At 70.4% G+C, this 15,278-nt stretch carries 7 protein-coding genes; 1 reads left to right on the top strand and 6 read right to left on the bottom strand.

The annotated features are described in order from the left end of the window. Window positions 1-4: 4 nt before the first annotated feature. The 5 genes from BS329_RS30900 to BS329_RS30880 form a co-directional block, all read right to left on the bottom strand. Window positions 5-1,588, bottom strand: a complete 1,584-nt coding sequence (locus BS329_RS30900) for an acyl-CoA carboxylase subunit beta (RefSeq protein ID WP_076165112.1) — start codon at window positions 1,586-1,588, stop codon at window positions 5-7. Then, window positions 1,585-7,998, bottom strand: coding sequence for a type I polyketide synthase (locus tag BS329_RS30895; RefSeq protein WP_076165110.1), 6,414 nt, complete (start codon window positions 7,996-7,998; stop codon window positions 1,585-1,587). The genes BS329_RS30900 and BS329_RS30895 overlap by 4 nt, the downstream gene beginning before the upstream one ends. Then, window positions 7,995-9,755 (bottom strand): fatty acyl-AMP ligase, encoded by a 1,761-nt coding sequence (locus tag BS329_RS30890; RefSeq protein WP_076165108.1) that lies wholly within the window; start codon window positions 9,753-9,755, stop codon window positions 7,995-7,997. The genes BS329_RS30895 and BS329_RS30890 overlap by 4 nt, the downstream gene beginning before the upstream one ends. Window positions 9,756-9,925: 170 nt before the next feature. After that, the gene (locus BS329_RS30885; RefSeq protein WP_076165106.1) at window positions 9,926-11,317 is read right to left on the bottom strand and encodes an MFS transporter; all 1,392 of its coding nucleotides are present in this window, start codon (window positions 11,315-11,317) and stop codon (window positions 9,926-9,928) included. A gap of 336 nt (window positions 11,318-11,653) precedes the next feature. Next, entirely contained in the window at window positions 11,654-13,423 is a 1,770-nt protein-coding gene (locus tag BS329_RS30880) for an alpha/beta hydrolase (protein WP_084750407.1), read from the bottom strand. Window positions 13,424-13,622: 199 nt separating this feature from the next. Here BS329_RS30880 and BS329_RS30875 point away from each other — a divergent pair, with 199 nt between their 5' ends. Next, window positions 13,623-14,294, top strand: a complete 672-nt coding sequence (locus tag BS329_RS30875; RefSeq protein ID WP_143253282.1) for an 8-oxoguanine DNA glycosylase OGG fold protein — start codon at window positions 13,623-13,625, stop codon at window positions 14,292-14,294. Here the strand turns inward: BS329_RS30875 and ppk2 are convergent. Beyond that, complete coding sequence (gene ppk2, locus BS329_RS30870; RefSeq protein ID WP_076165101.1) at window positions 14,280-15,260, bottom strand: polyphosphate kinase 2; 981 nt, start codon at window positions 15,258-15,260, stop codon at window positions 14,280-14,282. The genes BS329_RS30875 and ppk2 overlap by 15 nt on opposite strands. Window positions 15,261-15,278 lie beyond the last annotated feature (18 nt).

The following is a 15,278-nucleotide window of genomic DNA, read 5'->3' as shown; positions in this document are numbered from 1 at the left end:
TCGCTCACAAAGGGATGTTTCCGTGCTTCTTGGCCGGGAGGGTCTGCCGTTTGGTCCGCAGCGCGCGCAGCGCACTCGCCACTCGCAGGCGGGTCTGCGACGGCGCGATGACCTGGTCGACGTAACCGCGTTCCGCGGCGAGGTAAGGATTCGAATGCCGTTTGCGGTACGCCTCGGTGAGCCGCCGCTGTTCGACGGACCGCTGTTCCGGTGGCATCGCGGCCAGTTCGCGCCGGTGCAGCACCCGCACCGCGCCCTCGGCACCCATCACCGCGATCTCGGCGGTGGGCCAGGCCAGGTTGACGTCCGCGCCGAGATGTTTCGACCCCATCACCGCGTAACCGCCGCCGTAGGCCTTGCGGATCACCACGGTCACCTTCGGCACGGTCGCCTCGGCGTAGGCGTAGATCAGTTTGGCGCCGCGGCGGATGATGCCGTGCCGTTCCTGGTCCGCGCCGGGAAGGTAGCCGGGGACGTCGGCGAGGGTCAGGATCGGGATGGTGAAGGCGTCGCAGAACCGCACGAACCGCGCGGCCTTCTCCGAGGCGTCGATGTCGATCACGCCCGCCTGATGCAGCGGCTGGTTGGCGACGACGCCGATCGTGCGGCCCCGCACCCGGCCGAACGCGCAGATCATGTTGCGCGCGAAGGCACTGTGCACCTCGGTGAAGTCGCCGTCGTCGACGAGGCGGAGGATCACCTCGGCCATGTCGTAGGCCTGGTTCAGCGAATCGGGCACCAGCCGGTCGAGTTCGAGATCGGCGGTGGTGAGTTCCGACGCGGTTTCGTCGGCGTACTCCGGGGCGGCGTCGAGATTGTTGGACGGCAGATAGCCGAGCACGGTCTGCACCCAGTCGATCGCGTCCCGCTCGTCGGCGGCCCGGTGGTGGGCGTTCCCGGAGACCTCGCTGTTCACCTCGGCGCCGCCGAGTTGCCGGGCGGTGACCCGTTCGCCGCTGACCGCGTGCACGACGTCCGGTCCGGTGACGAACATGTGCGCGGTCTCATCGACCATCACCGTGAAGTCGGTGATCGCCGGCGAGTAGACCGCCCCACCGGCGCAGGGGCCCATGATCAGCGAGAGCTGCGGGATGACACCGGAGGCCAGCGCGTTGCGCCTGCCGAGTTCGGCGTAGTAGGCCAGTGAGACGACGCCTTCCTGGATCCGGGCGCCGCCGGAATCGTTGATCCCGACCACCGGGCAGCCCAGCGTCATCGCCAGATCCATCACCTTGAGGACCTTTTCGCCGAAGACCTCGCCCATGCTGCCGCCGAACACGGTGAAGTCCTGCGAAAACACGCAGATTTGCCTGCCGTCGACGGTGCCGTGCCCGGTCACCACGCCATCGCCGTAGGGCCGGTTGGCGTCCATCCCGAACTCGACGCACCGATGCCGCGCGAACTGGTCGAGTTCGACGAAGGAACCCGGGTCCAGCAACAGATCGATGCGTTCGCGTGCGGTCAGCTTGCCCTTGGCGTGCTGCCGGTCGACGGCGCGTTTCTCGGCGATCCGGACGGCTTCGTCCTGCCTGGCCGCGAGATCGGCGATCCGGAACGCCGTCGTCGGAGCGAACGGGACGTCGGTCATGACCGCGCCGCCCTCGGTGCCGCGAGCCGGGCCGCGAGCGCCGCGGCGACCACTTCGACGTGCGGCGGATCGATCATCGACAGGTGGTCGCCCGGCACCCGCACGACCTCGAGATCGGTGCAGAAGGCGTCCCAGCCGAGGGCGTCGTCGGTACGCAGGTAGCGCGGGTCGAGGGTGGTGGTCAGCGGATGCGGTTCTCGCGCCCGCATCAGCAGCACCGGTCCGGCATACGGTTCCGGGTCGTACCGTTCGGCCATCCGTGCGTCCACATAGGACTCGTATTGGTGCCGCAGCACTCCCGGGCCCATCCCGGGCACCCGCGCGGCCAGTTCGCCGATCACCAGCCGGATCTGCTCGTCGTCGCCGAGCCGGGCGAGATCCTCACGCGGGATGTCCAGCGGGACGCCGTAGGTTCGTTCGACGTGTTCGGCGAACCGGTCGAAGCGGTCCAGCAGGATCTCGTGTGCCGGTATCCCGGGCGCGGGCAACGGCAGGATGCTGTCGATCATGACCACGAGGTCGACCCGCTCCCCCGCCGCGGTCAGCCGCCGGGCCGTCTCGTAGGCCAGGCAACCGCCGAACGACCAGCCGCCCAGCCGGTACGGGCCTCGCGGCTGGATCTCCCGGATCAGGTCGAGGTAGCGGACGGCCTTGCCCTCGACGGTGTCCTCTTCGTCGATCCGTTCGAGCCCGTACACGGGCCTGCCCTCCGGCAGCAGGCGGACGAGTCCGTCGTAGACACTCGTCGGGCCGCCCGCCGGATGGAACAGGAACACCGGATCGGTGCCGCCTTCGCGCAGCGGCCGCACCGGGCAGCCCCCGCGTCCCTCGATCCGGTCACGCAGCAGATCGGCCATCGCGGCGATGGTCGGCGTGGCGAAAAGCCGGTCGGGGACAGGCCCGAGTTGTCCCTCGAACACCGAACGCAGCCGTTCCGCGCCGTCGGAATCGCCTCCCGCGGCGAAGAACTCTTCGTGGACGCCGGGCTCCGCGCCGCCCAGTTCCGCCTGCCAGTGCCGGGCGACCCAGCGTTCGGCCGGATCACGGGGTCCGACCACCACACTCGGTCCGGCGGGCCGGGCGCTTCCCCCGCCGAACCCGGCCTCTTCGGCGAGATGGTCGGCGAGTTCGGCCAGGCTGGCGCCACGCAACAGCAGGGGAATCGGCAGTGGGAGGCCCAAATCGCGGTCCACGACGCCCCTGGCACGCATGGCGGTGAGGGAGTCCAGGCCGAGCCGGGTGAGCGAGACGTGCCGATCGATCTCGTCCGCGGCGAGGCCGAGCATCCCGGCGACGAGCCCGGTGAGGTAGTCGGCCAGCATCTCACGGGCGGCTTCCGGCAGGACCGCCCGCAGCGCGTCCAGTCCGTCCCAAGTGGATGGTCCGGAAGCCGAATCCTCCTCCGGCACCAGGAGTGCGAAGAACGGTCGTTCGGCGAGACGCGGGAACAGGGCCAATACGGTCCCGGCGTCGACCCGGGCGATGCCGGTCGCCGCACGGCCTCGCGCGAGCACGGCGTCCATCGCCGCCAGTGCCTCCTCGGTGCCGAGCGGTTCGAGCACCGGATTGCGGCTGCCGACAGCCGCTCCGGCCTCGCCCCACGCTCCCCAGCCGATGGTCGCGGCCGGTAGTCCGGCGGCCCTCCGCCACGCGACGAGCGCGTCCACCCAGGCGTTCGCGGTGGCGTAGGCGGTCTGACCGGGCGATCCGAGCAGCGCGGCCGCCGACGAGTACGCCAGCCACCAGTCGAGGTCGTGTCCGGCGGTCGCCTCGTGCAACCGCCACGCTCCCAGCGCTTTCGCCCGCCAGACGACCTCGACCGCGTGGGCATCGACGGTGACCGCGGCGCCGTCGGACAGCACACCGGCCGCGTGCAGCACGCCACGCAACGGCAGACCGCCTTCCGTGGCCGCCGCGACCAACGCCTCGGCCGTTCCCGGCGCGGCGATGTCGCCTGTCACCACCCGGACGTCGGCGCCGAGGTCACGCAGGCCCGCCAGCATCGGTTCGACGTCCGCGTTCGCGCCACGCCGACCGGAGAGGACCAGCCTGGTGGCACCGCGTCCGGCGAGCCAGTCCGCCGCGACCAGACCGAGACCGCCGAGACCGCCGGTGATCACGTAAGCGCCGTCGCGCACCACGGTTTCGTGGCCGGGTTCGCCGAGTTCCGGACGGGCCAGCACTCTCGTGTACCGGATGCCTTCGCGCCAGGCGATCTCGTCGTCCGGCGCGTCCGCGCGGATTTCCGCCACCAGCCGGGCGGGATCCGGCTCGGCGCCGAAGTCGACCTGGCTCGCCCGCAGTTCGGGGTGTTCGAAGGCGAGGACCCTGACCAGCCCGCGCAGCCAGGCCTGGCCGGGATCGACGGCCGACTCTCCCGCGCTGACCAGCCACAACCGCGGCGCTGGCACCGTTTCGGCCAGTTCGGCGAGGACACCGGAGAGCGTGGCGACCACCTGTCCGGCTCGCATCGGGTCGGGCTCGCCCGTGGTGGCGACGCACACGAGCACACCGGTCACTTCGCGGGATCCCAGGAGTTCCACCAGTGCGGCCCGGTCTCCGAGCGGCGCGATCGCCAGCTCGTCCCCGGACTCGGTGAGCTGCTCACGCAACGCCGTCAGCCAAGGTTTGCCCGCGTGTTCGCCGTCGTGCAGCACGACCCAGCTCTGCTTGCCCGGTTCCGGCGCGGGCAGCTCGGCCCGCCGCCAGACCGTTTCGAACAGCAGGTCCGCCATCGGCACCGGCAGCGCCGAACGCTGGAACCGGCGGCAGTAGACCTCGCGGAACTCGACCAGGACGACGTTTTCGGCGTCGACCAGCTGGACACTGCCGACCAGGCCGTCACCGGCCGGATCGAGCGAGCCGAGCACGGCGTCGACCCGGACACCACGGCGCGGATCGCCCGCCAGGACGACCTCGCCCAGGGTCAACGGCAGGAAGACACCCTCGGCCTCGCGCAGCGCCTCCCCGCCGGCCGCGGCCAGCGCGTGCAGGCAGGCGTCGGCGATCACCGGGTGCAGGACATACGCCGGATGGTCGGCGGGCATGGTGATCGACGCCGACGCCCGGCCGGGCGCGGCCAGAACCCCGCGCAACCCACGGAAAGCGGGACCGTAGCTCTGCCCCATCCCCGCCAGCACCTGGTAGAGGTCGATCGGCCGGGCGTCCTCGCCGACAGCGCCGAACGGCACCACCGTGGTGTCCCCGTCACGGACGCGGGCGGTGGCGTGCCGGATCCAGCCGCCGTGCGCGGACCGCGCGTAGACGTCCACTTCGGACGGTCCGGAACCGGTGCCGAGACTGGTCGTCACCTCGGTGTGCGCGGCGAGCGGAAGCACCCGGTGCAGTTCGAGGCCACCGACCCGCAGTTGCCCGCCGGACCGCGGGACGGCCTTGGCCGCCGCGAGCGCGAGTTCCAGGAAACCGGCGGCGGGAAACAGCGGGACCCCCATCGCCGCGTGGTCGGCCAGCCACGGCAGGACAGCGGTCCCGACGTCCGCGCGCCACAGGTGCCCATCGCCGGTCGGCTGTTCGATGTGGACGCCCAGCAACGGATGCGTGCCACCGGTTCCGGGCCGGGAGGCCGCGCGGCGTGGCCAGAACCGCTCGTGCCGCCAGCGCGGGGCGGGCAGCGCGACCGGAACCGGACGGGGGCCGCGGGCATCGAGCACGCCGGGCAATCCGAGCGTGTGGAGCCGGGCGAGTGTGGTCAGGAACGCCGTCCGCTCGTCGATCTTGCGGCTCGCGGACGGCAGCGCGAGCGCCCCGGTGCTCTGCTCGATCGCGGTCAGCGCCACCGGATGCGGTGAGATCTCGACGAACACGCCGTATCCGTCGGCGGTCGCCGCCGCCAGTGCCTGGCTGAACCGCACCGGACGGCGCAGGTTCGCCGCCCAGTACTCGACGTTGAACGTCGGTGTCCGCTGTGGATCTTCGAGAACACTGCTATAGCCGGGGATTTTGGCCGGTTGCGGGGAGAGCCCGTCGAGGTCGGCGCGGAACCGGTCGACTACGGCGTCGACGGCGTCCGAATGCCCGGCACCCCGGACCGGCAGCCGCCTGGCCAGCCTGCCGAGGCTCTCGACGTGCGTGACCAGCGCCTCGACCTGGTCCGTGGCGCCGCTGACGGTGCACTGGACCGGCGACGCGTAGACCGCGACGGTGATCCCGGGGAATTCCGCTTCCAGGTCGGCCAGCTCGGCCGGAGACAGCTCCACCACGGCCATCGCGCCGTCGCCGGTCCCGTCGACCTCCGCGAGCAGCCGGGCCCGGGTGATCATCACGCGCAGGCCGTCCGCGACGTCCAACGCTCCCGCGACGACGGCGGCCGCGACCTCGCCCATCGAATGCCCGAGCACCGCGGCCGGGACGACACCGTGTGCGCGCCAGAGCCCGGCGAGCGCGAGCTGCATGCCGAACAACGCGAGTTGCGTCGCGCCGAGGTCCGGCAGGTCGCGCTCACCGGAGAACACCTCGCGCAGGGAGAACCCTGTTTCGGCCCGGAACACCGGATCGAGGGCCTCGATCTCGGCGCGGAACGCGGGTTCGCTGCGCAGCAGGAGGCGGCCCATCCCAGGCCATTGAGCGCCGTAACCGGAGAAGACGAACACGACACCGGGCACGGCCCCGGCCTCGGCGGCGGTCAGTCCCCGCACCGCGGCGGCCGCCCGGGCACGCCCGTCGGCGACCACGGCGCCCCGCACCGGGAGATGGTCCCGGCCCCGGGCCAGGGTCGCGGCGACGACGTCCAGCGGCACCGCGGCGTTGGCGGGGTCTTCGAGCCAGTCCGCGAGATCGGCGGCCCGCGCCCGGAGCACTTCGGACGACCGGGCCGACAACGCGAGCACCTGCGGGCCTTCGGTTTCCTCACCACGAGCGGGGAACGACGCGGCAGGCCACTCTTCGAGCACGACGTGGGCATTGGTGCCGCCGAACCCGAACGCGGAGATCCCGGCGCGCGCGACACCCGAGTACCGCGGCCAGTCCGTCCCGGCGCCGACCACTCGCAGGCCGAGACCGGCGAAATCGATGTGCGGGCTGGGTTCGCGATGATGCGGGGTCGGCGGCAGGCGCCGGTGGACCATCGCGAGAACGACCTTGATCAACCCGGCGATCCCCGCCGCGCCTTCCAAATGGCCGAGGTTGCCCTTCACCGAGCCGATCAGGAGCGGGCGGCCGGGTTCGCGCCCGGCTCCGAGCACCTCGCCGAGCGCACCCGCCTCGATCGGATCCCCCAGCTCGGTACCGGTCCCGTGCGCCTCCACGTAGTCCACCGAGGACGGTTCGACACCCGCAGCCGCGTACGCGTCACGCAGCAGTGAGGCCTGCGCGTCGGGACTGGGCGCGACGAGGCCGTTGGACCGGCCGTCGGAGTTCACCGCGCTGCCGCGGATCACCGCGAGCACCCGGTCCCCCGCCCGGCGGGCGGCCTTCAGCGTTTTGAGCACGACCACCCCGCAGCCCTCACCGCGGGCGATACCGTCGGCGGCGGCGTCGAACGGTTTGCAGTGACCGTCCGGGGCCAGCACCCCGGCACGCTGGAAGGTCGCGGTGACGGCGGGCGAAAGCAGCAGGTTCACTCCGGCGGCGAGCGCGGTCCGGCATTCGCCGCGACGCAGGCTCTGCACCGCCTGATGCACCGCCACCAGCGAGGACGAACAAGCGGTGTCGAGGGTGAGACTCGGCCCGCGCAGGTCGAACAGGTACGAAAGCCGGTTGGCGGTGATGCTCGTCGCAGCCCCGGTGGCGGACCAGACGTCGACTGCCGCGGGGTCGCTCATCGTCAGGTGGCCGTACTCACCAGCCGAAAGGCCGACGAACACGCCGGTCCTGCTTCCCCGCAGGGTGGACGGCGGGATACCGGCGTGTTCCAGCGCCGCCCACGCGACTTCGAGCAGTATCCGCTGCTGCGGATCCATTGCTTCGGCCTCACCCGGCACGATGCCGAAGAACTCGGCGTCGAAGCCCGCGATGTCGTCGAGGAATCCGCCTCGGCCCGGAAGCCAGTCGAGGTCGGTGTCCCAGCGACCTTCGGGGACCTCTCGGATGCCGTCGCGTCCCGCGTCCAGGAAATGCCAGTACCGCTCCGGGGACTCGGCCCCGCCCGGCAGGCGGCAACCGACGCCGACGATCGCGATCGGTTCCTCCGTACGGCCTTCCACGCTCACGACGGCTTCACGCTCTACTGTGGACAGTCGCTCGGCGAGGGCGGCGATCGTCGGGTACTGCCACACCAGGGTCGGCGGCAGCGGACGGCCGAGGTGCTGGCCGAGATCGGCGGCGAGTTCCATCGACTCCCGCGACGACAAGCCGCTCTCGTGCAGCGGGCGGTCCGGATCCACCCGGTCCTCGGGCACGCCGGTCCGCTCCGCCACCCGAGCGGTCAGCCAGGCACGGATCGCCGCGTTCACCCGAGCCGCCGCGCGGTCAGCGGACCATCCACATAGGACTTCCGGCACAGCGCGCGGCTGATCTTGCCGCTGGAGGTGCGCGGAACTTCGCCCGGTCCGAGGAAGACGACGTCATGCGGGCGCAGGCCGTGCGCGACCGCGACCGCCCTCCGGATCTCTCCGGCCGCCACGGTGATGTCGGCCTCGAACGCCTTGGCCCGCTCCAGCACCACGATCGCCGCTTCGCCGTCTTCATGCTCGATCGCGAAGGCCGCGGCGGAATGCGGCCGGACCGCGGGATGCGTCTCCACGGTCTGTTCGATGTCCTGCGGGTAGTGGTTGCGGCCGTCGACGACGACGAGATCCTTCAGCCTGCCGGTCATGAACAGCTCACCGTCGTGGCGCACGCCGAGATCCCCGGTCGCCAGCCAGCCCGCACCGGACTCCGGATCCACCGGCGGCAGACCGAAGACGGCGGCGGACGCGGCGGGCCGTCCCCAGTAACCGACGCCGATGTTCGGGCCGCTGACCTGGATCTCCCCCACCCTGCCCGGTTCGACGAGCGCGCCGGTGACCGGGTCGGCGATGCGGATCCGCTGACCGGCCGGAAGTCCGCAAGAGACGAGCGTGGTGGACGCCACACCCGGTCCGGCGGGGATCGCGACCCCCGCGGCAAGCCGGTCGCGGTCGAACGTGACCTGTCTCGGCGCCTTGCCCGCCTCGGTGACGGACACGAGCACGGTGGCCTCTGCCAGCCCGTACGAGGAACGGTGCACCTCGGGGCGCAGGCCGCACTCGGCGAAGGCGTCGTGGAACTTCGCGATGGTCGCGGGCAGGACCGGCTCGCTTCCGTTGATCAGCGAGACGACGCGGCTCAGTTCGAGGTAACTCTTCTCGTCCTCGCTCACGCGGGAAGCGCTGTAGGCGTAGGCGAAATTCGGGGCAGCGCTGATCGCGCCGGGGCTCGCCGAGAGCGCGCGCAGCCAGCGGGACGGACGTTCGAGGAACGCGAGCGGGTCCATCAGCACCGAGGCCACCCCGGCTGCCATCGGCGCGCCGATACCGAGGATCAGGCCCATGTCGTGGAAGAGCGGCAGCCAGCTGACGGTGGACGTCGCCGAAGTCTCGATCGCGTAGGCGTCGCAGGCCTGGCGGGCGTTGGTGAGCGCGTTGCGGTGGGTCAGCATCACTCCCGCCGGGGTGCGCGTGGAACCGGACGTGTACTGGAGGTACGCCAGTCCGTCCGGTTCCGGTCGCGGCCAGGACTGTTCACCGGCCGCGACCGGAGCTGAGGTGTCGACGGCGAGCACCGCGGGCCGCTCGGTGTCCGTCGAGGCGAGGAAACCGGAGACGCCGTCGATCCCGTCGGCGGTGGTGAGCACGACGCGCGGCGCGCAGTCGGCGAGCACGGCGGCCAGCCTGCCCGCGTGCCCGGGGAGGTCCGGGGCGAACAGCGGGACCGCGACCAGCCCGGCCCGGATCGCGCCGAGGAAGGCGACGACGTAGTCGGCGGACTGCCGCGCCAGGATCGCGGCCCGCTCCCCCGGCACGGCGAAAACCGCCAGCCGGGTGGCGAGAGCGCCGACCCGGTCGTCGAGTTCGCGCCAGGACAGGGTGACCGCCCGGCCGTCCGCGCCGGTTCGATGGTCGAGGTAGGTCACGGCGACCTCGTCGCCGAGTCGCCGGGCCCAGTACTCCAGCAGGGTCGCGAACGACTCCCCGAAGAGTGCGTCGTCCCGCCCTGGTGCGGCGACGACCGTTTCCGAAATGGTTTCCATAGCCCCTCGTTTGACGACGTGAGCAGGAGCGAGTGAATTCGGAACGGCACCGTTGCCGAAAATCGGATTCCATTCCGGAGACCGTTCTTTGTCTGCCGGGAACTGTATGGATCGGCCGGGAAGAGTGTCAATCAAAGGAGTGCGAAACACTGATTCCAGTGCGGCCATGCTCACCGTGAAGAGAGAAACGGGTCCCCCCGCTTGTCACTTCGGGACGGACTTTGCCCCGTTTGGCCGCTCAGCAGCCGGAGCGCGAGGAGCGCGCCGACGAGTTGCAACGCCGCCGCGGTCAGCAGACCCGCCGTGTAGCCATCGGCCAAAGCGGGTCCGTGGCCTTCGCCGAGCTTCGCCGTGCGCACCACCGTCAGCACGGCTCCGATCAGCGCGACCCCCAGCGCGCTCGACAGTTCACGGGACGCGGTGAGCAGACCGGAAGCGGCACCAGCGTGCTTCTCCGCCACGATTTCCAGCGCGTGCGAGGTCAGCGGCGTGGTCAGCGCGGATCCGGCGCCGATGAGCACCAGGCCGGAAAGCCGCGGGAGCACCTCCGGGACGTGGTTGACCGCGGCGACCGCCAGCAGTCCGGCGGCGACCAGGGCCAACCCGGCCGCGACAGTCCGATGTGGACCGAATCGCGGTACCGCCCAGGGCACGAGCGGGGTCGCGGCGACGACCGCGACCGCCACCGCGACCAGCGGCAATCCGGCGAGCATCGGCCCGAGCCCGAGGGATTCCTGGTGCAGCAACGGCGTGAAGAAGAAGACGCCCGAGACACCCAGTCCCCACAGCAACTGCACGATGAGCGCGCCGGTGAAGACCCGATGACCGGTCAGTTCCGCGGGCACCAGCCGCTCGCGCGCGCGTCTTTCCCTGCGCACGAACCAGATCGCGAAGCCCACCCCGGCGGCGCCGAGCACCACGCCCAGCTCCACCACGGCCGCGGTGACCAGGACCATCCCGGTGGTCACCACCAGCATCGACAGTACAGCGGGGCGTGCTTTCGATCCCCGATCACGACCGGTGGTGTCGAGAGTGCGCAGCAGGACCAGCATCGCCGCCACGAACGGGAGATTGACGAAGAAGATCCAGCTCCAGCCCAGGTATTCGCTCAGCACGCCGCCGAGCGTCGGGCCGAGGGCCAGCGCGACCGCGAGACAGGCCGTCCACACCGTCGCGCCGAGGGCCCGTCGTCGCGCGTCGAGATTCGTCCGCAGCAGGCTAAGCAGGGCCGGGACCAGGAACGCCGCCGCGGCACCCTGCAAGACCCGCGCGGAGATGACGAGCCACGCCGTCGTGGCCAGCCCGCCGGCGGCCGCTCCGGCGCCGAACGTGAGCAGCCCGGCCCTCAGCGTCGCGGCCTGCCCCCAGCGGTCGACCAGCGTGCCCGCCACCGGCAGCAGTCCGGCGAACGCGAGCATGTATCCGATGCTCACCCATTGCAGGGCGGGCAGATCGAGGGCGAGATCGCGGGCGATCGAAGGCGCGCCCGCCGCGACGATCGTGTTGTCGAGGGTGGTGACGAATGCCCCGAGCGCGATCATGGCCAGTGTCCGCGGAATCATTTCTCACCTCGCGAGTGAACGGTTTGCACCGTCCTTACCACTCACGACATGCTCACCCTTACTCACGTGACAATTCCCGTCTGCCCCGTTGACATCCCCGCGACAGAACCTCATTCGATCACGCCCTCCGCACCGCGCGGCACCGGCTGACCGCTGAAGTATCTGAAGGCCCCTTCCTTTCGCGTAGGTATACCGGTTGCGAAGCCCCGCGAGCGGGGAGGATTTCGGACGTTCACCGTCCGGAATCCTCCCCGCTCGACCCTTACGGGCACCAGCGATGTCAAAACCGGTTACCCAGAGCAGCGCTGACCAGCAGCTCTGCGACTTCGCCGGGGACTAACTGCTCGCGGGCATCCCCTTCTCGCCGGCTTCCGGCGTGACCGCGCCTTCGAGCAGTTCACGCACGATCTCGTTCGCCTTGCGCACCTGGGGCGTGAGCATCTTGATCTTGATCTTCCCGTTGTGCCCGAGGTTGCCGCCGACCTCGACCGTCGTGTCCTCACCCGGCAGGGGCAGCCCCTGGCAGCCGGTGAACTTCTCGTTCGGCGTCAGACCGGTCTGGAAGTAGGCGACGATCGGGTCGTCGACGCAGTCGGTGTTGTACGGGAAGATCCCGTGGCTGCCTTCGTTGTCGACGCTGATCATCTTCGCGCCCGGCAGGCCGTTCGCGGTGGCGATCCCACCTTCGTACGGCGTGGCCGCGTCGAGTTCGGCCTGCGCGACCAGCAGCTTCGGGAACGTCCTCTGGTCCGGCGCCGGCTTGGCGTTGGCGGTCGGCCAGAACGCGCACAGCGGCGCACCCGACTGGGCCATGATCGGCGCGATGAACGGCGCGTTCACGGTCAGGTCGGCCTGCCAGTAGTTCCAGTAGCGCAGGTTCTGGTTCCACTGGCCGTCCTGGCAGCGGATCGCCTCGAACGCGGCGTCCCAGGTCTCGACTTCGGCGCCGCCCTGGTAGGAGGCTTTGCGCTCGACCGAGTTCTTCTTCGCGATGGCTTCCAGCGCGTTCTTCTTGCCTTTGGCGAGGAACGCTTTGTTCGCGTCGGTCAGGCCGGGCGTGGTCAGCGCCTCGGCGACGACCTGCTCGAGTTTCTCCGCGTCGGTCCCGGCGGTAGCGGGCTTCTTGATCAGCGCGGCCACCATGGAGGCGGCCGACGGGTACTGCCTGGTGTCGTACATCGCCGGGATGATGAACCAGGCGGCGTTGAGCATGCCCGCGAACTCACGGGTGCCGCCCGCCTCCTCCCAGTCGCGGCGGATCTCGAACGGGTCGGTGCCCGCCTTGTACTCGGCGTCGTTGCGCGCCATGTAGGGCAGCAGCGCGTCCTGGAACTGGCGGTCACGGCTGCGCGGCTGAAGGTCCCAGGTCTTCTCCAGCGTCGAGCGGCTCGCGTCGGTCGAGGAGTCCAGCAGGAACCGATGCGCCTTGCCCGGGAACGTCGTGGCGTACCAGGTGCCGAGCCACGTGCCGTACGAGTAGCCGATGTAGCTGATCTTCTTCTCGCCGAGCAGCACCCGGATGAAGTCCATGTCGTACGCGGTCTGCTCGGTGGTGATGAACTTCGTCAGCGGGTTCTTCAGGCAGCCTTCGGCCTTCGCCCGGCTGATCACGTTCTGATCGGTGCTGTCCGGCACGGTGTAGCTGCACGTCAGCGGCGTGCTCAAGCCGACACCGCGGGGATCGAAGCCGACGAAGTCGTACTGCGAGGCCAGCACGGGGCTGCGCATCGCCATCGCGGCGCCCCACGGCAGGCCTTCACCGCCGGGTCCGCCCGGGTTGACCAGCGCGATGCCCTGTCTGCCGGTGCCGGGGTAGGCGGTCGCGGTCTTGGAGACGCGGACGCCGATGGTGTTGCCGTCCCGCGGGTCGTGCCAGTCACGCGGCACCTGGACGGTGGCGCAGGCGAGACCCTTGACCTTCTTCAGTGCGGCTTCCGTCGCCGGGGCGACCGAGGGGAACGAACACTCACCCCAGGCCACCTCCTGCTTGGTCAGCGCGCCGGCGAGCGCCGCCGTGTCCGGGTCCGCCTTGGTGGCGGGTGCCGCGCCCGCGGAGGAGGCCGGCACCAGGCCCGAGGCCAGAAAGGCACCGGCGATCACCGCCACCGCGCCTCTCCGCGTCTTTCTCGTACTACTGATCACCATGATCCCTTTCGACCGGAGCCCCCGACGTCCGTACGAGAAGTAAAGACAGGTGATCAGCACTCCCATACGGCCGTGAGATGGCGGATACCCGGCATGGCGGGATCTCGACACCGAAGGCGCGACCAGCGTAACGACTCCGGATGATTCGCGACCTGTGGGTGTGCCCGCGACCGATCTCAGCACCCTGTCCCTCCCCGGCTGGGCCGTGCCCACGGCCCCGCGCCGGGTGGCCGTGGCCGGGCAAGCGATCCGGATCCGAAGGGAATGGTGGCAGCGTTCGATCGCGTCCAGAAGGCTGCCCGGTGCGCCGCCGTCGGCCTCGACACTGACCCGCGCCGACGTCTGGGAGCCGGGCGAGGACGTGTTCGCCCTCCTGTGGCGGACACTGGCCTGGGGGTCCGGCAGTCACCTGCGGCAGAACAGCGCGCGGCTCAACAGCATCGAACGCGATCTACCGCGCGCGGCGGAACTCCTGACCCGGGCCGCGGCCGAATCGCGGCGCGATCCGGCCCGCGCCTACGCGGTCCTGCGGCCGGACAGGCACAACCTGATCCCCGGGCTCGGGCCCTCCTTCTTCACGAAGTTCCTGTATTTCGCCGGTGGCGGAGCACCGGGCCATCCCTGCCTGATCCTCGACCGGGTGGTCGCTTCCGCCCTGCGCGAATTCGGATGGGGCTCCTTGCATCGCGCCGGTCCCTGGCCCGTGGACTCTTACGAGCGCTACTGCGGCCTGCTCGCACGCTGGGCGAGTGAACACGGGTGCGCACCCGATGAGGTGGAGGCCGCGATCTTCTCCGGGAGGGTCACCCGGCCGGCGTCAACCCGGATGTAGACCGGGTCCGGGATCGGGATCCGTCGACCGCGCGATCGGCGTCGGGCTGAGCGACGCGTCGTCCTCCCCCTCTTCCAGGAGGGTCGCCGCGGCGCCGACCACCTTCAGATCCGGCTCGCCGACGGTGTCCTCGTCCTTGTCGGCGTAGTCCACCCGCGCGAGCACACTGCGCATCGCCTCGACGCGGGCACGTTTCTTGTCGTTGCTCTTGACCACCGTCCACGGCGCGATCTCCGTGTCGGTGGCACGGAACATCGCGACCTTCGCCTCGGTGTAGGCGTCCCAGCGATCGAGTGACTTGATGTCGTTGGAGCTGAGCTTCCACTGGCGCACCGGGTCGACCTGCCGGATGAGGAATCGGGTCCGCTGCTCGGATTTCGACACGGAGAACCACAACTTCACCAGGAGGATCCCGTCGTCGACGAGCATCCGCTCGAACGTCGGGGCCTGCCGCATGAACCGCTCGTACTGCTCGTCGGTGCAGTACTCCATCACCCGTTCGACGCCGGCGCGGTTGTACCAGGAGCGATCGAACAGCACGATTTCGCCTTCGGTGGGCAGATGGTTCACGTAGCGCTGGAAGTACCACTCGCCCTGCTCACGTTCGCTGGGCTTGCTCAGCGCCACCGCCCGCGCGCCGCGCGGGTTGAGATGTTCGGTGAACCGTTTGATGGTGCCGCCCTTGCCCGCCGCGTCCCGGCCTTCGAACAGGATCACCATGCGGCCGCCGGTGTCCTTGATCCAGTACTGCAGTTTCAGCAGTTCGATCTGCAACGACCTCTTGACCACGTCGTACTCGTCGCGGGTCATCCGCGTCGAATACGGATAGTTCTCTCGCCAGGTGTCGATCGGGGAACCGTCCGGGCGGAGCAGGACCGGGTCGTCGGCATCGTCGTAGTCGACGACGAGACGCTGGTCCCGCAGTTCCGGGAAGTGCGCGGCGAGATCAGGCGATGGGTCGAGCACACGTCGCTGATACCCGGG

It is taken from the genome of Amycolatopsis coloradensis, assembly GCF_001953865.1.
Classification (GTDB): Bacteria; Actinomycetota; Actinomycetes; order Mycobacteriales; family Pseudonocardiaceae; genus Amycolatopsis; species Amycolatopsis coloradensis.
Note: the sequence above shows the minus strand (reverse complement) of the source record. Positions and strands in the feature narration are given on the sequence as shown.